The 18,224-nt window shown below is 69.9% G+C and carries 17 protein-coding genes; 2 read left to right on the top strand and 15 right to left on the bottom strand.

Annotation, left to right across the window (positions count from 1 at the left end):
* Positions 1-77: 77 nt before the first annotated feature.
* From rsmH to dksA, 6 genes are all read right to left on the bottom strand, one after another.
* Positions 78-1,001 carry a 16S rRNA (cytosine(1402)-N(4))-methyltransferase RsmH gene (gene rsmH, locus AC07RV_RS22475; protein ID WP_296780858.1) on the bottom strand — a complete coding sequence of 308 codons (924 nt, stop codon included), beginning with the start codon at positions 999-1,001 and terminating at the stop codon, positions 78-80.
* Between the two features lie 8 nt (positions 1,002-1,009).
* Entirely contained in the window at positions 1,010-1,438 is a 429-nt protein-coding gene (gene mraZ, locus AC07RV_RS22480; RefSeq protein ID WP_057597021.1) for a division/cell wall cluster transcriptional repressor MraZ, read from the bottom strand.
* A gap of 272 nt (positions 1,439-1,710) precedes the next feature.
* Positions 1,711-3,033, bottom strand: a complete 1,323-nt coding sequence (gene hslU / locus AC07RV_RS22485; protein ID WP_296780860.1) for an ATP-dependent protease ATPase subunit HslU — start codon at positions 3,031-3,033, stop codon at positions 1,711-1,713.
* Between the two features lie 11 nt (positions 3,034-3,044).
* Positions 3,045-3,590, bottom strand: coding sequence for an ATP-dependent protease subunit HslV (hslV, locus tag AC07RV_RS22490; RefSeq protein WP_057597019.1), 546 nt, complete (start codon positions 3,588-3,590; stop codon positions 3,045-3,047).
* A gap of 58 nt (positions 3,591-3,648) precedes the next feature.
* On the bottom strand, positions 3,649-5,307 hold the full coding sequence (locus AC07RV_RS22495; protein WP_296780862.1) for an STAS domain-containing protein: 1,659 nt from the start codon (positions 5,305-5,307) through the stop codon (positions 3,649-3,651).
* 46 nt (positions 5,308-5,353) lie between these two features.
* Positions 5,354-6,046, bottom strand: a complete 693-nt coding sequence (gene dksA, locus AC07RV_RS22500; protein WP_408908436.1) for an RNA polymerase-binding protein DksA — start codon at positions 6,044-6,046, stop codon at positions 5,354-5,356.
* Between the two features lie 704 nt (positions 6,047-6,750).
* Between dksA and AC07RV_RS22505 the strand changes: the two genes are divergently transcribed.
* Positions 6,751-8,208 carry a YdgA family protein gene (locus AC07RV_RS22505; RefSeq protein ID WP_296780865.1) on the top strand — a complete coding sequence of 486 codons (1,458 nt, stop codon included), beginning with the start codon at positions 6,751-6,753 and terminating at the stop codon, positions 8,206-8,208.
* Positions 8,209-8,260: 52 nt separating this feature from the next.
* Here AC07RV_RS22505 and AC07RV_RS22510 read toward each other — a convergent pair whose 3' ends face one another.
* From AC07RV_RS22510 to dapF, 6 genes are all read right to left on the bottom strand, one after another.
* A complete protein-coding gene (locus tag AC07RV_RS22510) occupies positions 8,261-9,313 on the bottom strand; it encodes a CobW family GTP-binding protein (RefSeq protein WP_093353350.1) in 1,053 nt (350 codons plus the stop codon).
* 121 nt (positions 9,314-9,434) lie between these two features.
* A complete protein-coding gene (locus tag AC07RV_RS22515; protein ID WP_296780869.1) occupies positions 9,435-10,658 on the bottom strand; it encodes a class I SAM-dependent rRNA methyltransferase in 1,224 nt (407 codons plus the stop codon).
* Positions 10,655-11,701, bottom strand: coding sequence for a tyrosine recombinase XerC (locus tag AC07RV_RS22520; RefSeq protein ID WP_296780872.1), 1,047 nt, complete (start codon positions 11,699-11,701; stop codon positions 10,655-10,657). Before AC07RV_RS22520 ends, AC07RV_RS22515 begins: the two co-directional genes overlap by 4 nt.
* Complete coding sequence (locus AC07RV_RS22525; RefSeq protein WP_296780873.1) at positions 11,685-12,344, bottom strand: YdcF family protein; 660 nt, start codon at positions 12,342-12,344, stop codon at positions 11,685-11,687. The genes AC07RV_RS22520 and AC07RV_RS22525 overlap by 17 nt, the downstream gene beginning before the upstream one ends.
* Complete coding sequence (locus tag AC07RV_RS22530; protein ID WP_296780875.1) at positions 12,341-13,042, bottom strand: DUF484 family protein; 702 nt, start codon at positions 13,040-13,042, stop codon at positions 12,341-12,343. The genes AC07RV_RS22525 and AC07RV_RS22530 overlap by 4 nt, the downstream gene beginning before the upstream one ends.
* Positions 13,039-13,914 carry a diaminopimelate epimerase gene (gene dapF, locus AC07RV_RS22535; protein WP_296780877.1) on the bottom strand — a complete coding sequence of 292 codons (876 nt, stop codon included), beginning with the start codon at positions 13,912-13,914 and terminating at the stop codon, positions 13,039-13,041. Before dapF ends, AC07RV_RS22530 begins: the two co-directional genes overlap by 4 nt.
* 63 nt (positions 13,915-13,977) lie before the next feature.
* Here dapF and AC07RV_RS22540 point away from each other — a divergent pair, with 63 nt between their 5' ends.
* Positions 13,978-15,357: a hypothetical protein gene (locus AC07RV_RS22540; RefSeq protein WP_296780880.1), complete on the top strand. Its 1,380-nt coding sequence runs from the start codon at positions 13,978-13,980 to the stop codon at positions 15,355-15,357.
* 7 nt (positions 15,358-15,364) lie between these two features.
* On the opposite strand, the gene AC07RV_RS22545 is transcribed toward AC07RV_RS22540, so the two are convergent.
* From AC07RV_RS22545 to AC07RV_RS22555, 3 genes are read right to left on the bottom strand one after another with little or no spacing between them, the layout of a single operon-like run.
* On the bottom strand, positions 15,365-16,186 hold the full coding sequence (locus tag AC07RV_RS22545; RefSeq protein ID WP_093353337.1) for an alpha/beta fold hydrolase: 822 nt from the start codon (positions 16,184-16,186) through the stop codon (positions 15,365-15,367).
* A gap of 57 nt (positions 16,187-16,243) precedes the next feature.
* Entirely contained in the window at positions 16,244-17,830 is a 1,587-nt protein-coding gene (locus tag AC07RV_RS22550) for an MFS transporter (RefSeq protein ID WP_208512066.1), read from the bottom strand.
* Positions 17,823-18,221, bottom strand: a complete 399-nt coding sequence (locus tag AC07RV_RS22555) for a DoxX family protein (protein WP_203204380.1) — start codon at positions 18,219-18,221, stop codon at positions 17,823-17,825. The genes AC07RV_RS22550 and AC07RV_RS22555 overlap by 8 nt, the downstream gene beginning before the upstream one ends.
* Positions 18,222-18,224 lie beyond the last annotated feature (3 nt).

Below are 18,224 nucleotides of genomic sequence, written 5' to 3' on the forward strand. Positions count from 1 at the left end.
GGCCGCAGAAGGCACGAAGCCGCCCGTGGTGCGGCGGCTGGAAATCGTGCGGGCGGGACCGTGGACGCGAGGTCGTGTCATGGCGTCTCCGTTCGTTCGGCCACGCGCAGGATCGCGCTGCGCGAGCGCGGGTTGCCGTTGACCTCGGCCTCGGAGGGCTTGATGCGCTCGAGCGCGCGCAGCCGCATCGCCTTCGGCGCCGCGAACGGCGCGCGGCGGTCGTAGACCTCCTTCGAGTGCTTCGCGATGAACTGCTTCACGATCCGGTCTTCGAGCGAATGGAAACTGATCACCGCGAGCCGGCCGCCGGGCTGCAGCACCGACAGGCTCGCCTCTAGCGCCTGTTGCAGCTCTTCAAGCTCGGCGTTGATGAAAATCCGAAGAGCCTGAAATGTGCGCGTTGCAGGGTTCTGGCCCGGCTCGCGGGTTTTGACCGTGCCAGCCACGAGCTCGGCCAGTTCGGTGGTGGTTGAAATTGCGCCCCGTTCTTGTCTGCGAGCAACAATCGCCTTTGCAATCTGAACAGCAAACCGTTCTTCGCCATAGTCACGGATCACCTCTGCAATTTGTTGGAGTTCTGCCGTTGCCAGCCACTCGGCCACGCTCTCGCCGCGCGTGGTGTCCATGCGCATGTCGAGCGGGCCGTCGAAACGAAAACTGAAACCGCGCGCCGGGTTGTCGATCTGCGGCGAGCTCACGCCCAGGTCCAGCAGCACACCGGCCACGCTCGCGCCGGGCAGCTCGCCCAGCGAACGGAATCCCTGGTGCCGGATGGAAAAACGCGCATCCGAGATGCGCGCTGCTTCGGTCACCGCTTCCGCATCCTTGTCGAAGGCAATCAACCTGCCTTCCGGCGCCAGCCGCGCGAGGATCGCGCGCGAATGCCCGCCCCGGCCGAAGGTCGCGTCCACGAAGGTGCCGGGCGCGACCGTCTGGCCTGCAAGAAGGGCTTCGACCGCTTCGTCCAGAAGAACGGTCGTGTGGGTCCATGCGGTATTCACGATGCCCCTCAGAACGCGAAGTCCTGAAACACATCCGGCATTTCGCCCTGGGTGGCCTCGGCCTCCTTGGCCTCGTAGGTGGCCTTGTCCCAGAGTTCGAAATGGTTGCCCATGCCCAGCAGCAGGGTGTCGCGCGTGATGCCCGTGGCCGCGCGCAGTTCGGGCGACACGAGGATGCGGCCGGTGCCGTCCATCTCGACGTCCATCGCGTTGCCGAGGAACACCCGCTTCCACCACTGCGCCGACATCGGCAGCGCGGCGATCCGCTCGCGGAACTTCTCCCATTCCGGGCGCGGGAACACCATCAGGCAGCCATGGGGGTGCTTCGTGATCGTGAGCTGGCCGCCTGCCGTGGCGCTCAGGACGTCGCGATGCCGGGTCGGCACGGAAAGCCGCCCCTTGGCATCCAGACTGAGCGATGAAGCGCCTTGAAACACGACCGAGAAACCCCTGTGGTGGGAAGGCCGCAGCGCCCGAAGGGCACACTACTCGCACTTTTTCCCACTTAACTGCACTTTTTTGCACTGTAGCAGGAAACACTTCCGGCGCAACCAGGCGTGCGGGGTATTTTTTGTAATGGAATCAACGACTTAGCGCCGATTCCAAGATTCTGGAATCGGCGAATTTCGTTGAGAATGAACCACTTAGCTCACGCAGTGAATGTGATGCGTGAAGCGCTGCCCCTGTAACAGGGGCAAGGGAGGCGACTTCAGAGGATGAAGCGCGACAGGTCTTCGTCGTGACTTAGTGCCGCCAGGCGCTGGTCCACGTAGGCGGCATCGATGCGGATCGTCTGACCCTCGAGGCGGGTCGCGTCGAAGCTTACTTCATCGAGAAGACGCTCCATCACCGTCGACAGGCGACGCGCGCCGATGTTCTCGGTGCGCTCGTTGACCTCGAAGGCAATGCTCGCGAGACGGGTCACGCCCTCGGGCGTGAAGTCGAGCGTGACGCCCTCGGTGGCCAGCAGCGCCTGGTACTGCTTCACGAGCGAGGCACGGGTCTGCGTGAGGATGCTCTCGAAGTCCGCCACCGACAGCGACTGCAGCTCGACGCGGATCGGGAAACGCCCCTGCAGCTCGGGGATCAGGTCGCTGGGCTTGCTCAGGTGGAAGGCGCCGCTCGCGATGAACAGCATGTGGTCGGTGCGCACCACGCCGTACTTGGTGCTCACGGCCGTGCCCTCGACCAGCGGCAGCAGGTCGCGCTGCACGCCCTGGCGCGAGACGTCGGTGCCCTGCGCCTCGCTGCGCGTGGCGACCTTGTCGATCTCGTCGATGAACACGATGCCGTTCTGCTCGGCATTGGCGATCGCCTGGGTGCGGATCTCGTCCTCGTTCACCAGCTTGGCCGCTTCCTCGTCGATCAGGAAGCGCATCGCCTCGGCGATCTTGAGCTTGCGCGTCTTGCGCTTGCCCTGGCCCATCTGGCCGAACATGCCCTTGAGCTGCTCGGCCATCTCCTCCATGCCGGCGGGGCCCATGATCTCGAGCGGCGCGCGCGTCTCGACCAGGTCGATCTCGATCTCCTTGTCGTCGAGCTGGTGCTCGCGCAGCTTCTTGCGGAAGGCCTGGCGCGTGGCGTTGCCGCTGTCGGGCGCGGTGCCGTCGGCCAGCCGCGCGGGCGGCAGCAGCACGTCGAGGATGCGCTCCTCGGCCGCGTCCTCGGCACGCGCGCGCACCTTGGCGCTCTCGGCCTCGCGGGTCTGCTTGACGGCGATCTCGGCCAGGTCGCGGATGATCGAGTCGACGTCCTTGCCCACGTAGCCCACCTCGGTGAACTTGGTGGCCTCGACCTTGATGAAGGGCGCGTCGGCCAGCCGGGCGAGGCGACGCGCGATCTCGGTCTTGCCCACGCCGGTGGGGCCGATCATGAGGATGTTCTTGGGCGTGATCTCGGCGCGCAGCTTGTCGTCGACCTGCTGGCGGCGCCAGCGGTTGCGCAGGGCGATGGCCACGGCGCGCTTGGCCTGCGGCTGGCCGACGATGTGGTTGTCGAGCTCGGAGACGATTTCCTGGGGGGTCATGGACATGGTGGCGGGCCTCAGAGCGTCTCGACGGTGTGGTTCATGTTCGTGTAAATGCAGAGTTCGCCCGCGATCTCCAGCGATTTCTTCACGATCTGCTCGGCCGTGAGCTCGGTGTTGTCGAGCAGCGCCTTGGCCGCCGACTGCGCGTAGGCGCCGCCCGAACCGATGGCGATCACGCCGTTCTCGGGCTCCAGCACGTCGCCGTTGCCGGTGATGATCAGCGAGGTGGTGGCATCGGCCACGGCCAGCATGGCCTCGAGGCGGCGCAGCACGCGGTCGGTGCGCCAGTCCTTGGTCAGTTCGACCGCGGCGCGCGACAGGTGGCCCTGGTGCTTCTCGAGCTTGGCCTCGAAGCGTTCGAACAGGGTGAAGGCGTCGGCCGTGGCGCCGGCGAAGCCGGCCAGCACCTTGCCGTGATAGAGCCGCCGCACCTTGCGCGCCGTGCCCTTGATGACGATGTTTCCGAGTGTGACCTGCCCGTCCCCACCGATGGCGACCTGGTCGCCCTGGGGGGTCTTGCGGCGCACGCTCACGATGGTGGTGCCGTGAAATTGTTCCATCGCAGCCATCTGGGGACTGGGCGGGGCAATGCAAGTCCGCGCGCAGCGGCGTGAAAGCCTAGTTCTTGCGCAGCGCGACCGTCGCGTGGTCGGCGATGCCGACCAGCCCGAACAGGGTCGCGATCAGCCGGTGCGCATCGACGAACTGCACCCGCTCGCCCTTGGCATCGCGCTCGCGCACCCAGCCCAGCAGCGCGGCCGCCGCGGCCAGGTCCATGCGCAGCAGCGCAGCGCAGGAGATCACGGGCGCGGTGCCGCCGCGCAGGTCGGCATCGAGCCGCTGCAGGTTCGACGGCGACTCGCCGCGCAGGTCGCCCGCGAGCGCCGCGAAGCCGCTGCCGGCCGAGGGGAAGCTCTCGGATTCGCCGCCCACCGACAGCAGCGACCAGACCGAGCCCATGCGCGACGGCGTGGACACCGGCGCGGCGATCGCGCTGTATTCGCCGCGCGGGTCCTGCCAGGATGGCGGCGACACCTCGTAGGTGATGCAGTAGTTGAGCGCCACCAGCTCGAAGTCGTCGGGCAGGTGCATCAGCCGCAGCGCGGCCATGTGCAGCTGCCACCAGACGTCGTCGATGCCGCGCTCGTTGTTGGGCGCGGACTCGGCCAGCACCGCCAGCAGCTGCGCCGCGCCGATGAAGCGCAGCTTGACCGGCGAATCGGCCCAGTGCGCGAACAGCACGCGCAGCGGCGCGGCGGCATCGGAGCCAATCGCGCCCAGCGCGCGCCAGTCGAGCGTCCAGACCGAGCCGGCCTGCGACAGCGCCCGCGTGAGCGCCACCAGGCCATCGCGCGCCAGCTTCGGCGGCGCGGCCCAGTCGGCGGCGCCTTCGGCGGGGGCGCTGTCGCCCTCCTCGCTGGCCGCCACCGCCTTCACGCTGCGCGCCAATTCGTCGAGCGCCACCCAGTCGGGGCCCATGCGCCGCATGCGCTGGGCATAGCGCATGCGCGCGGCCGCGAACTTGGCGGCGTCGCCGGTGGCGCGGTAGAGGTCGAACAGCGCGCGCCAGCGGGCGTCGTCGCGCTCGGCCGTCGCGGCATGGGTCTCGTCGGTGCCGCTCGCGCCCTCGGAGGCCAGCGCCTGCAGCAGGATCGCCTCGGCACCGACGTCATCGCCGTGCGCGAAGCGGATCACCGCCTCCTCGAGCGCGCCGTCCTGCGCCAGCCGGGTCGCCATGTGGGTGCCGCTGGGCGAGGCCGTGGCCACGGCCGCGGGCGCCACCGGGGCAGGCACCGGCCGGGAGGGCGGCTCGAGCAGCGCGTCGGTGTCGGCCGGCGACAGCGTCTCGGCGCCCGCGTCGGGCGGCGACTTGACCAGCGTCTCGCCGTTCGGCCCGCGCCCCTTCCACCACTGCTGCGACATCTGCTCCTCGATCTCGTCGATCTTCTTGAGCGTGAGCGCGCGGCCCTCGGACTTCTCCGAGGTGCTGTTGATGTTGAACGACGACGGCGTGACCGTCGCATCGAAGGCGTGGGCGGCGGCCTCGCGCTGGCGCAGCTTGCGCAGCATGTCGAACTCGCGCCGGCGCACGAAATCGTTGCGCTGGCGCCGCTCGATCATCTCCTTGAGCATTTCCCGGCTGTAGGCCGGGTCGGGCAGCGAGGAATCGGAGGCGTTCGTCGTCGAGGGGGTGTCCAGCTCCGACCAATCCTTGAGCGGATTGCGGACGAACTTCGCCACCTTGGAAAGCAGGCGGCCCGTTTCTTCCTTTGGCATTCGCGGGCGATGGACGACGGTCGGGGCCGGGCCGGAGAACCGGCGCTCAGTCCCCGAACATCTTCTGCTTGAGCTCGCGGCGCTGCTGCGCTTCGAGCGACAGCGTGGCGGTCGGGCGGGCCAGCAGGCGGCCCACGCCGATCGGCTCGCCGGTTTCGTCGCAGTAGCCGTAGTCGCCGGCGTCGATGCGCTGGATCGACTGCTCGATCTTCTTCAGCAGCTTGCGTTCGCGGTCGCGGGTGCGCAGCTCGAGGGCATGTTCTTCCTCGATGGTGGCGCGGTCGGCCGGATCGGGCACGACCACCGTGTCTTCACGCAGGTGCTCGGTGGTTTCGCCGGCATTCTCGAGAATGCCGCGCTTGAGTTCGACGAGCTTCAGGCGGAAGAAGGCCATCTGCTTCTCGTTCATGTACTCGGCATCGGGCATCGCGATGACTTCGGCATCGCTGAGTTCTTCGACGGACTTGGTCTTCCAGTTGTTGGCCAACTTCGGATCTTTCTTCACATTCACGGGGGGAGGCGGAACCAGCGCCTGCGAGGCGGTCTGGATAAAGCTGGACTTGGCGGCGGTCGATGCCACCGATTGCGGCATCGAGGGCACCGTCAGTTGCGACAGGCGGGACACCCGGCCGCCGCGGGCGGGGGCGGGCGCGGCCGTTGCCGTGGCGACTTCGGGCTCGGGGGTCGAAGGTGTCGCCGGGGCGGAGGAAGAGGCGGCAGCCGTTTTTTTCATGGGAATCGGGGGAACAGGTGAAACGGCACGCGGGCCGACGGGTTTGGTGGACGATGGACCCGCTTTGGCTGTCTTGCTCGCGCTCTTGGCCGGGACGGTTGCCGCCGGCTCGCTGGCAGGCTTGGTGGCGGGATGAACTGCTTTCTTCGCCGATGCGCTCGCGGCCTTGGCCGTGGGCGTTGCGGTCTTCTCTGTCTTGACGCTCTTTGCTGCGGCGCCTTCCTTCTTCGCTACGGTCGCCGTCGCGGAAGATGCCTTCTTGGCCGCCGGTACAGCCGGCTTCGCGGCCGTCGCCTTGGTGGCGTCGGTCCTGGATGCTGGCGTGGCCTTGGCGGCGGGCTTCTTCACGGTGACTGGCTCCTTGGACGAACTGGAACGCGCTTTCACTGGTGTCTCCTCCCATGGGAGCCACTGCGGACCTGGTCGGCCGCGCGGGCTCCACGTTGTCGAGGGCATCCGCCGGTCGGCGAACCCCGGGGTTATACCCCCGAAAGCCCGCCGCAAACATGCGGCGCCCTCCTGTCTTCGACCCCTGCCGCCCCCTTGCGGGGGGACCTGGCGTTTTCAACAGGCGCGCGATTGTATAGAGAACTCGAATGCGCGGGCGATGCGTTTGGCCCCCACGGCGCTCCGGTAGCATCGCGCCGCGCCGGCGGAGGGCCGGCGCCAGGGGTCTCACGGCCCTGGATACCCCTACAAGAAAGCCGAACTTGAGCAAGAAGACAGTCCTGGGAGTCCTGGCCGCCGCGATCGCGCTGGCCTATGCCGGCAGCACCTGGTGGGCCGGCAACAAGGTGAAATCCGTCTACGACAGCGCCTTCGCGGAACTGCCGCAGCAAAGCGCGCTGGTGCGCGTGACCGAACGCAGCTACGAGCGCGGCTTCCTCGGCGCGGTCAGCACCGTGACGCTGGAGCTCGGCTGCCCGGCCGACGCCGCCGTGGCCGGCGCGCCGCCCGCGGACCCGGACGAAGAAGACGGCGAGGAGGCCGCGCCGACCCCGTCCAAGCCGCTGCGCCTGAGTTTCCGCGACACCATCCGCCACGGCCCGCTGGCCGGCGGCAGCCTGGCAGCGGCCACCATCGACAGCGAACTGCTGCTCGACATCAAGGGCCAGGCCGAGGCCAAGAAGGTGTTCGGCGACGCCCGGCCCTTCGGCGCCCACACCCGGGTCGGCTTCAACGGCGGCTACGCCAGCGAGATCACGCTCGCGCCCGGCCAGTTCGCCGACGAGGGCAAGACCCGCGTCTCCTGGCAGGGCGCGCAGCTGCGCGTGCGGGTCGATGGCGCGCGCACCGAGGCGCACTACGAACTCGCCCTGCCCGGCTTCGAGGCCGCGGACCTGCGCAACGGCGTCAACCTCAAGATGGGCAAGCTCGGCGCCCGGGCCGACCTGGACATCCGCCACGGCTGGATGCTGGCCACCGGCAAGAGCACGGGCCGGCTCGAGGCACTGGAATTCACGGTGGCCGGCAAGAAGGCCGACCCCGACGCCGCCCCCGCCAAGCCCTTCCCCGCCATCGTGCTGCAGGGCCTCGACGCCGCCAGCGACGCCACCATCGAGAACGGCCTCTACACCGGCACCGCCACCTTCAAGGGCACGGGCTCGGTCGGCGCGACGCGCATCGACAACTTCGAGATGGCCAGCAGCACGCGCCGCATCGACGTCGGCGGCTACCGCAAGCTGGCCGAGGCCTGGACCCGCTCGGCCGCGGCCAACGGTTGCATCCGCGGCAAGGCCTCGCAGGCCGCGCTGCGCGCGCTGGCCGACCAGCTCGCGCCCGATCTCAAGGCCATGGCCAAGCATGGCCCCGAGGTCGGTGTCGACCGGCTGCTGGTCGAGATCGACGGCCAGCGCGCCGAGTTCGGCTACTCGGTCGCCATGGCCGGCGTGACCGACGAGGACCTGCAACTGCCCGGCAACGCACTGCTGCTCAAGCGCGGCGTGCTCAAGGCCAGCGGGCGGCTGCCGGTGAAGTGGATCGAGAAGATCGCCGAGACCGCCGGCGGCAGCCAGGCGCCGTCGCCCGAAGTGGCCGCGCTGATGATCGAACAGTTCGAGCAGCAGGGCTACCTCAAGCGCGCGGGCGACGACGTGACCAGCCAGGTCGAGTTCAGCGACGGCCAGCTCAAGCTGATCGGCAAGCCCGTCGAGCTGCCCGCCAAGTAAAAAGGCGCCGGGCCTCGCGGCCGGCGCCTTTTCTTCATTCGGAATCTTCAGTTCACACCAGGCACTGCTCTAGCCCCTGCTCGAGGATCTCGCGCGGCAGCTCGATGCCGATGAAGACCATGCGGCTCTGGCGCTGCTCGTCCTTGCCCCATTCGGGACCGAGGTCGCTGCCCATCAGCTGGTGCACGCCCTGGAAGATCACCTTGCGCTCGGTGCCCTTCATGTTCAGCACGCCCTTGTAGCGCAGCATGCGCGGGCCGTAGATGTTGACGATCGCGCCCAGGAAGTCTTCCAGCTTGGCCGGGTCGAAGGCGCGGTCGGCCTTGTAGACGAAGCTCTTGACGTCGTCGTCCGTGTGGTGATGGTGGCCATGGCCCTCGTGCTTGTGCGAGGGATGGTCGCAGTGCTCGCCATGCGCGTGGTCATGGTCGTGATGGTCGTGGTCGTCTTCCTTCAGGAAGTCGGGGTCGATGTCGAGCTTGGCGTTCAGGTTGAAGCCGCGCAGGTCGAAGATGTCCTTGAGCGGCACGTCGCCGAAATGCGCCTTCTGCTGCGGCGCGCGCGGGTTCATGTGCTTGAGGCGATGGATCAGCGCCTCGGTCTCCTCGGCCGACACCAGCTCGCTCTTGCTGATGAAGATCTGGTCGGCGAAGCCCACCTGGCGGCGCGCCTCCTGGCGGTCGTTGAGCTGTTGCGGCGCGTGCTTGGCATCGACCAGCGTGAGGATCGAGTCGAGCAGGTAGCTCTCGGCGATCTCGTCGTCCATGAAGAAGGTCTGCGCCACCGGGCCGGGATCGGCCAGGCCCGTGGTCTCGATCACCACGCGGTCGAACTCCAGCAGGCCCTGGCGCTTCTTGGCGGCCAGCAGTTGCAACGCCTCGCGCAGGTCTTCGCGGATGGTGCAGCAGACGCAGCCGTTGCTCATCTGCACGATCTGCTCCTTCGATTCGGTCACGAGGATGTCGCTGTCGATGTTCTCCTCGCCGAACTCGTTCTCGATGACCGCGATCTTCTGGCCGTGGGCCTCGGTCAGGATGCGCTTGAGCAAGGTCGTCTTGCCCGAGCCGAGGAAGCCGGTGAGGATGGTGGCGGGAATCAGGGCCATGGGGTGCTCCGGAAGCGGAAAACGGATGGAATGGATCGGAAAGCGGGAAACTGGCGGGCAGTGTAGCCAGTGCCACTGAGTTGCGTTGCCGCGGGGGCCAAGCCCCCTTCGGCCGGCACGGTCAAGCGGGTTTTCGCACCACCGCCAGCCCCTTGAGGTACTCGCCCTCGGGGAATTCGATGGTCATCGGATGGTCGGGCGCCGCGCCCAGGCGTTCGGCGATGTAGCCGTCCACGCCGGCATCGAGCCCGGCCGAGGCCACGATCTTGTGGAACAGGTCGGCGCCCACGCCACCCGAGCACGAGAAGGTCAGCAGCACCCCGCCCGGCTCGAGCAGCTTGAGCGCGAGCCGGTTGATGTCCTTGTAGGCGCGCGCGGCGCGCTCGGCATGCGCCACCGTGGGCGCGAACTTCGGCGGATCGAGCACGATCGCGTCGAAGCTGCGGCCCTGGTCGAGGAACTCGCGCAGCACGGTGTTGACGTTGGCGTCGAGGAACTCGGCCTCGAAGCCGTCGGCCGCCGCGTCGAAGCCGTTGAGCGCCAGGTGGCCGCGCCCGCGCTCCAGCGCCGGCAGCGAGGAATCGACCGACACCAGCGAGGCGCCCTGCACCGCGTCCGCCGCCTTCAGGCCCGCGAGCGCCGCCACCGTGAAGCCGCCCGTGTAGCAGAAGCAGTTGAGCACGCGCCGGAAGCGCCGGTGCCGCGCCATCTCGGCGAAGCGCCGGCGGCTGTCGCGCTGATCGAGGTAGAAGCCGGTCTTGTGGCCGGTGGCGATGTCGAGCGACAGCTTCCAGTCGTGCTCGCGGATCACGATCTCGGTCGCCTCGTCCTGTCCGCGCAGCCAGCCCGTCACAGGCTTGAGCCCCTCGCGCTCGCGCCCGCTGGCATCCGAGCGCTCGTAGAGCTTCGACAGGCCGGTCGCCTTCAGCAGCGCATCGGCCAGCACCGCTTTCCAGCGCTCCACGCCGGCCGACAGGAACTGCGCCACCAGCGTGTCGCCGTAGCGGTCCACGATCAGGCCCGGCAGGCCGTCGGCCTCGCCATGCACCAGCCGCACGCCGTCGCTCTGCAAATCGAACAGGCCCCGCGCCGCGACCGCGCGCGCCACCACCGACGCGAGGAAGGCCGCGTCGATGCGCTGCGTCTCGACGAAGCTCCAGGCGCGCGCGCGGATCTTGGAATCGGGGCTGAAGGCCGCCCAGGCGAGGAAGGCACCGTCGTGCGATTCGATGCGCACGGTCTCGCCGGCATCGGCGCCGCCGCGCGCGATGGCGGATTCGAACACCCAGGGATGGCGGCGCTGCAGCGAGCGCTCCTTGCCGGGCTTGAGTCGGAGGGTTTTCATGTTTTCTTGTCGGGAGTTTTCTTGACGCCACGGCTGCTGCCACTGCCGCCATCGTCGTCGCGGGCCCGCGCGCGCGGATGCGCCGCATCGTAGGCGCGCGCCAGGTGCTGGAAATCGAGCCGCGTGTAGACCTGCGTGGTCGCGATGTTCGCGTGCCCCAGCAGGTCCTGCACCGCGCGCAGGTCGCTGCTCGACTGCAGCACGTGGCTCGCGAAGGAATGGCGCAGCATGTGCGGATGCACCGGCGTCGCGAGGCCAGCCTTGAGGCTGCGCCCGCGCAGCAGCTTCCACACCGCCTGCGACGACATGCGCACGCCCTTGGCGCTGATGAAGAGCGCCGCCGCCTCGGCCGGTTCGCGCAGGGTGGCCGCCGTGAGCGCCGCGCAGTCGCCGCGCACCGCGAGCCAGGCCGTCAGGGCCTCGATGGCCTTCGAGCCCACCGGCACCATGCGCCGCTTGCTGCCCTTGCCGAGCACGCTGGCCTCGTGGGCGTCCATGTCGATCCAGCCGCGCGCGGTCTGGCTCGCGCGCGCGTCGAGCCCCGTGAGCTCGCTCACGCGCAGGCCGCAGCCGTAGAGCACCTCGACGATCGCGCGGTCGCGGGTCTCGGTCCAGGGGTCGGCCTCGGTGTCGTGCAGCTCGGCCAGCCGCACCGCGTCGTCCACGCCCAGCGCCTTGGGCAGCGGGCGGTCGGCCTTGGGCGCGTGCACGTCCTGCACCGGGTTGAAGCCGATCAGCTTCTCGTGCCCGAGCCAGCGGTAGAAGCTGCGCCAGCACGACAGCACCAGCGCGATGCCGCGCGGCTCGCGGCCCGAGCCATGCAGCTGCGCCATCCAGCGGCGCACGTGCGCGGTCTGCACGCGGTCCAGCGGCAGCCTGGCCTCGGCCGCGTTCGCCGCCAGCTCCTTCAGGTGGTAGCTGTAGAGCTCGAGCGTGCGCGCCGACAGCCGGCGCTCCACGCGCACGTACTCCAGGTATTTCTCGATCCAGCCCGAGTCGGCGGGCGGGGCCTCGGCCCCGGCCGCGCTAGAAGAGGTAGCCATGCGCGGCATTGTTCACGACCGCGAGCGGCTCGCGCAATGCGCCCTTGAAGACCATGCCCCAGCGTCGCCAGCAGCTCGAGGGCGCGGCCGCGTACTGCACGTCGAAGGCGCGGTCGAAGCCGCTGTTGCGTGCCAGCCGCTTCACGCGCCACAGGTGATAGGGCTCCGACACCACGATCACGCTGCGCACCCCGGCCGCCTGCAGCATCGGCGTCGACAGCGCGAGGTTCAGCCGCGTCGAGCTCGACACGCGCTCCTGCCGCATCGGCCCGGCATGGCCCACGGCGCGCGCATGCTGCTCCATCACCTCGGCCTCGATGCGGCCGTCCTCGCTGTCGACGCCGCCCGAGAACAGCAGCTCGCGCGCCAGCCCGGCGCGCGCCAGCGCCACGCCCTCGTCGACGCGCCCGGTCAGGCAGGGGTTGGGCTTGCCGCGCAGGTAGGCGCGGTTGCCGAGCACCAGCGCGGCGTCGGCCGCGCGCTGCGGCGGGTTGGCGAGCGCCTCGCGCGCGCCCTGCCACACCACGGTCCAGGCGGCCGCGTAAACGACCACGCCGACGCCGAACACCGTCCAGGCCGCGATCCGCAGCACGCGCGGCACCCGGCGCCACAGGCGCCCCAGCGCCGCGACGGGACGGATCAAGGCCGCAGCCGCGACAGCGCGCCCGAGGCCAGTTCGGCGATGCGCTCGAGGAAGTCGGTGCCCATCTCGGCGTTGAAGCGCTGCGCGTCGGGCGAGGCCAGCACCAGCAGGCCGAAGGCCGGGCCGTTGGGCTCGGCGCGCAGCGGAATCAGCGAGATCGAGGCCGCGGCATTCGGCTCGGGCAGCCAGTTGGCCGCCTCGAAGCCCGCATTGAGGCCGCAGTACGGCGAGGTCAGCGAGGTCGCGAGCGCCTTCACGTCGTCGCTGACCCACTGCGCATAGGCCTCGTTGAGGTATTCGGTGCCGCAGTCCCAGACCTTGATGGCCGTCTGCGGCACCAGGAACAGCGACTGCAGGTCGACCGCGATGCGATAGGGCAGGCTGCGCGGGTCGCGCGTGGTCAAGAGGCCCGCGGTCCAGCGCTGCAGCCGGTCGGCGATCACCACGTTCTCGGTGCCGTGGCGCACCATGTCCATCACGCGGTGCTCGAGCGCCTTGATCTTCTCGCGCAGCATCTCGGCCTGGCGCTCCTGCAGGCTCACGGCGCGGTTGCCGTGCGGGCTGGTGAGCTGCACCTGCGCCAGCAGCTGGGCATGGCGCTCGAAGAAGTCGGGCGTGTTCGCCAGGTAGTTCGCGATGTCGTCTTCGGTGATCGGGTTCATGGCGTTCGCGTCTTGGTTGTTCGTGAAGGAGGTCATGGCAGGTCCGGCACCTCGATGTCGCCCTCGAACACCGTGGTGGCCGGGCCCGTCATCAGCACCGGCCGGCCCTCGCCCTGCCATTCGATGGTGAGCATGCCGCCGTACGTCTGCACGTCGACCCGGCGGTCCAGCAGCCCGAGGCGGATGCCCGCCACCACCGCCGCGCAGGCGCCGGTGCCGCAGGCCAGGGTTTCGCCCGCGCCGCGCTCGAACACGCGCAGCTTCACCTGCGTGCGGCTCACGACCTGCATGAAACCGGCGTTCACCCGCTGCGGAAAGCGCGGATGGTGTTCGATCTGCGGCCCCTGCTCGGCCACGGGCGCGGTCTCGACGTCGTCGACGAGCTGCACCGCGTGCGGGTTGCCCATCGACAGCACCGCTACCGAAACGATAGCGCTGCCGGCCCGCGTGCCCAGCGCCAGGTGCCAGGTGTGCCAGCCGCCCTCGGGCTGCGGATCGAGCCCGGCGGTGTCGAAGGGCACGCGCTCGGGTTCGAAGATCGGCGCGCCCATGTCGACCGTCACGCGGCCGTCGTCGCCCATGCGCGGCTCGATCACGCCGGCCAGGGTTTCGACGCGCACCGTGTCCTTGTCGGTCAGGCCGTGCTCGCGCACGAAGCGCATGAAGCAGCGCGCGCCGTTGCCGCACTGCTCGACCTCGCCGCCGTCGGCGTTGTGGATCACGTACTGGAAGTCGGTGCCCGCGGCGCGCGCGGGCCGCACCGTGAGGATCTGGTCGGCGCCGACGCCGAAGTGGCGGTCGGCCAGGAAGCGGTACTGCGCGGCCGTGAGGCCCAGCGTGCCGCGCGTTTCGTCGAGCACGACGAAATCGTTGCCGGCCCCCTGCATCTTGGTAAAGCGGATTCGCATCGACGGATTATCGCCAGCGGCATCGGCCCTTAGGATCGCGGGCCCAAAGGAAATCGCCTGCCCATGTCCTCCGAAACCCCGCCGCCCACCGATTGGAAGGCGCTGGAACCGCTGCTCGTGGACGACGCCGTGCGCGCGCTGCGGGCCCTGCTGGACCAGAACCCCGGCGAAAGCTTCTACGCCGCCGCCCTGTACGGCCTGTACCGCGAACTCGATGGCCCGGTGTTCCTGCCCGGCCTGGCGGCCCACAGCCTCGGCGCCCTCGGCGGCCCGCCGGCCGGCCGTTTCTGGGAGGCGGCCTGGAATCCGCCCGACTGGCGCTGGGACCTGAGCGGCTTCGAGAGCGAGGCGCTGGGCGCCGGCGCCGAGGCGGCCGCGGCCGCGATGCAGTCCACGCGCCGCGCCTGGCTCGCGGGCGAGCGCCGCTGCATCGACATGCTGGTGAGCGCCACCAAGAAGATCCGCAAGGCGCTGGCGCAGAGCCATCCGGATCGGCTCGCGCCCGGCTTCGTCGTCTTCCTGCACGACGAGGAAGGCGGCCCGGCCTGGGTGCGCCGCTGCATCGGCGAGAAGGCCTTCCTCGCGCTGATGCCCGAGGAGGACGCGCACGAGAGCGAGCGCCGCCGCGTCGCCGCGCTGCCGGCGCAAGCCCAGGCTCAGCACTTGGTCGAGCGGCTGGGCCGCTTCGAGGGCGCCATCGACGGCGAAGACGCGGCCGAATGGCTCTGCCGCCTCGGCGCGCCCGCCGTGCCGCCACTGCTCGAACGGCTGGCGCGCAAGGGCCGGGCCTGGGAAGCGGCCTCGCTGCTGGGCCGCATCGGCATCGCCACGCCCGAGGTGCTGGCCGCGCTGCGCCGCCAGGCCAGCGGCCGCGGCGAGCCGCCCGACCGTTCGTGGGCCGCGCGCGCCCTGGCTTTCCTCGGCGACAGCGACTGGCTGTTCGCGCAATTGGCGACCGACGCGGACACCGAGGTCGCCATCGAAGGCCTGTGCGCGCCCTACTCCGCCTTCCGCGACCGCACGCCGCTGGCGCTCGACTACCGCCCGCTCGAGGCCCTGCTGTCGTTCTCGCCCGCCGCCGAGGCCCGCGCGCTCGCCATCCTCAAGCCCGGCAGCAGCTACTGCAGCCTGCGCACCGGCGAGATCGAGGAGGCCCTGCGCGGCCTCGCCGCGCCGCATGCGCGCGTGCGCATGCATGCCGCCAGCCTGATGGACGACCGCGGCCTCGGCGCCGCCGCCGGCCGCCGGCTGCTGCCCGCGCTGGCCGAGCGCATCGCGCACGACGCCGATGCCGACGTGCGCTGGACCGCCCTCTACAGCCTCGCGGCCTGGAAGCGCGCCGGCCGTCCGTGGCACGAGGCCGTCGCCCATGCGGCCCGGCACGATGCCGACGAACGCGTGCGCGCCGAAGCCCTCGCGTGGCTCGGCGCGCACGGCGGCTGAAGCCCGCTCAGCCCTGCACGAAGCCCAGCAGGTCCGCGTTCACGCGGTCGCGGTGCGTGGTGCAGGTCGCATGCGGCGCGCCCGCGTACACCTCGAGCCGGCTGCCCGCGATCAGCTCGTGCGCCAGCTTGCCCGTGGCCTCGAAGGGCACGACCTGGTCGTCGTCGCCGTGGATCACCAGCGTGGGCACGTCGATCTTCGCCATGTCGGGGCGGAAGTCGGTCTCGGAGAACGCGGTCACGCAGTCGATCGTCGCCTTCAGCGAGGCCTGCAGCGCGATCTGCAGCGTCTGCTTGAACACGCCCTGCGACACCGCCGCGCCCGGCCGGTTGGTGCCGTAGAAGATGGTGCTGAAGTCGTCGAGGAACTGCGCCCGGTCGGCCGCCAGGCCGGCGCGGATGCCGTCGAACAGCGACTTCTCGGGGCCCACCGGGTGGTCGGCCGTCTTCATGAACAGCGGCGTCACGGCGCTGATCAGCGCCAGCTTAGCCACCCGCGCCGAACCATGGCGCGCGATGTAGCGCGTGACGTCGCCGCCGCCCATCGAGAAGCCCGCGAGCACCACGTTCTTCAGGTCGAGCTTCTCGATCAGCTCGGCGATGTCGTCGGCGAAGGTGTCGTAGTCGAAGCCGGTCCAGGGCTGGCTCGAGCGACCGAAGCCGCGGCGGTCGAAGGCGATGGCGCGGTAGCCGCGTTCGGCGAAGAACTGCATCTGGCTGTCCCACATGTCGGCGCTCAGGGGCCAGCCGTGGCTGAACAGGATCGGCTGGCCGCTGCCCCAGTCCTTGTAGTAGAGCTCGGTGCCGTCGCGAAGGGTCAGTGTGGTCATGGTTTTCCTTGGTGAGGGGTTGAAAGAAACGGAAGGGGAAAGAAGAAGAAGGAAGGCTCAGAGCGACAGGAAGTGATGCACCTCCGGCTTGCCCGGCCCCGCATGGAAGCGCAGCGCCTCGCCCTGCAGGTCCGCATCGGCCTGCGACACGCGGTGGTGCTGGCGCAGGTGCTCGGCCCACGACTCGACGAGGAACCATTCCATGATCCGTTCCGGGTCGGCCGTGTGCTCGTGCAGGCCCCAGGCATAGGCGCCGTCGCGGCGGCGTTCGAGCGACAGGCGCTTCATCGCGGCCATGAAGGCGGGCCGGTCGTCCTTGCGGATGCGGTACTCGACCTGGATCATCACGGGCCCGCGGTCGTGCGCCACGGGCTCGGCCACCAGCGGTTCGGGCCAGTGGTTCGAGGCCTGCAGGTCGGCTTCGCCCGCGGGCAGCTTCACGCGGTGGAAGATCAATCCCGCCACCACCAGCCCCACCGCGCCCGCAACCAGCGTGAACGGCACGCCGATCTGCTGCGCCACCAGGCCCCAGCCCAGGCTGCCCGCGGCCATCGCGCCGTTGAACACCGTGAGGTAGACCGCCAGGCCGCGTCCGCGCACCCAGTTCGGCAGGATCGATTGCGCCACGCCGTTGAGCGTGGTCAGCGCCACGATCCAGCCCAGGCCCAGCACCAGCAGCAGCGCCACGGCCAGCCACTTGGGCGGCGCCAGCACCAGTGCTCCCATCACCGCCGCCGTCAGCACCGAGGCCAGCAGCAGCATGCCGTCGGCATCGAGCCGCTCGCGCATCCGCGGCATCAGCAGCGCGCCGCCGATGGCGCCCGCGCCCACCGCGCCCAGCAGCACGCCGTAGAAGCCGGCGCTGCCGCCGAGCATCTGGCGCGCCACCAGCGGCAGCAGCGCCCACACCGAGCTCGCGAACAGGAAGAACACCGCCGCGCGAAGCAGCACCACGTGCAGTTCCTTGCTGGAGCGCGTGTAGCGCAGGCCGGCGCGGAAGGCACCGAGGAAGTTCTCCGACAGCCCGCTGTCGACGGCCGCCGGCCGCTTCCACCACAAGAGCGCCGCGATCACGAACACGTAGCTCAGCACGTCCACGCCATAGGTCACGGCCGCGCCGAAGCTCGCGAGGATCAGCCCGCCCGCGGCCGGGCCGATCGAGCGCGCGATGTTGATGCCCAGCGAGTTCAGCGCCACTGCGCCCTTGAGGTCCGAACGCGGCACCAGCTCGGGCACGATCGACTGCCAGGTCGGCCCCATCAGCGCCGCGCCGATGCCGCCCACGAAGGTCAGCGCGATCAGGTACTCGACCGTCAGCGCGCCGGTGTGCGAGAGCACCAGCAGGCTGCCGCTGACCGCCGCCAGCACCAGCTGCACGAAGATCAGGAAGCGGCGCCGGTCGAGGATGTCCGACAGCACGCCGGCCGGGATCGCCAGCAGGAACACCGGCAAGGTGGCCGCGGTCTGGATCAGCGCCACCGCGGTCGGGCTGGCCGACAGGTCGGTCACCAGCCACGAGCTCGCCACGTCGCGCATGAAGCTGCCGATGTTGCCGAGCACCGTGGCGGCCCACAGCACCGCGAACACGGGCTGGCGCAGCGGGGCGAAGGCGCCGGGCTTGGCGGTCTTGAGGGCTTCAGTCATCGCGGCGTTCCTTGAGGTCGAGCCAGGCCACGAGCACGAAGCCGCCGACCAGTCCCAGGTGTTCGAAGAAGGAGTTGGCGGCCATGAAGCGCTCGTGCCCCAGCGGCATCTCCCAGAAACGCAGCGCGACGAAGGTCGCCATCAGCGTGAAGCCCGCCAGCGCGAGCGCGCCAAGCCAGCGCCAGAAGCCCGCGAGGATCAGCGCCGCGGCGCCGAGCTCGAGCACGATCACCGCCGCGGCCAGCGGGCCGGCCGGCGACAGGCCGAAGTGGTTCATCTCGGCGATCGCCGCGTCGAAGTCCATCGCCTTGTTGAGCCCGCCCTGCAGGTAGGCCGCGCACAGCAGCAGCAAGGCGATCCAGCGCACGGCCGAAGAGGTGGTCCAGCGCATCGC

Source organism: Variovorax sp. GW821-FHT09B01 (genome assembly GCF_059418345.1).

Excerpts from the sequence above, each read along its gene's own strand:
- AC07RV_RS22550 (WP_208512066.1), bottom strand. The coding sequence starts at position 17,830 with ATGACTGAAGCCCTCAAGACCGCCAAGCCCGGCGCCTTCGCCCCGCTG.
- AC07RV_RS22515 (WP_296780869.1), bottom strand. The coding sequence starts at position 10,658 with ATGAAAACCCTCCGACTCAAGCCCGGCAAGGAGCGCTCGCTGCAGCGC.
- hslV (WP_057597019.1), bottom strand. The coding sequence starts at position 3,590 with ATGGAACAATTTCACGGCACCACCATCGTGAGCGTGCGCCGCAAGACC.
- hslU (WP_296780860.1), bottom strand. The coding sequence starts at position 3,033 with ATGTCCATGACCCCCCAGGAAATCGTCTCCGAGCTCGACAACCACATC.
- AC07RV_RS22510 (WP_093353350.1), bottom strand. The coding sequence starts at position 9,313 with ATGGCCCTGATTCCCGCCACCATCCTCACCGGCTTCCTCGGCTCGGGC.
- AC07RV_RS22520 (WP_296780872.1), bottom strand. The coding sequence starts at position 11,701 with ATGGCTACCTCTTCTAGCGCGGCCGGGGCCGAGGCCCCGCCCGCCGAC.
- AC07RV_RS22530 (WP_296780875.1), bottom strand. The coding sequence starts at position 13,042 with ATGACCTCCTTCACGAACAACCAAGACGCGAACGCCATGAACCCGATC.
- AC07RV_RS22540 (WP_296780880.1), top strand. The coding sequence starts at position 13,978 with ATGTCCTCCGAAACCCCGCCGCCCACCGATTGGAAGGCGCTGGAACCG.
- dapF (WP_296780877.1), bottom strand. The coding sequence starts at position 13,914 with ATGCGAATCCGCTTTACCAAGATGCAGGGGGCCGGCAACGATTTCGTC.
- AC07RV_RS22495 (WP_296780862.1), bottom strand. The coding sequence starts at position 5,307 with ATGCCAAAGGAAGAAACGGGCCGCCTGCTTTCCAAGGTGGCGAAGTTC.
- AC07RV_RS22555 (WP_203204380.1), bottom strand. The coding sequence starts at position 18,221 with ATGCGCTGGACCACCTCTTCGGCCGTGCGCTGGATCGCCTTGCTGCTG.
- AC07RV_RS22545 (WP_093353337.1), bottom strand. The coding sequence starts at position 16,186 with ATGACCACACTGACCCTTCGCGACGGCACCGAGCTCTACTACAAGGAC.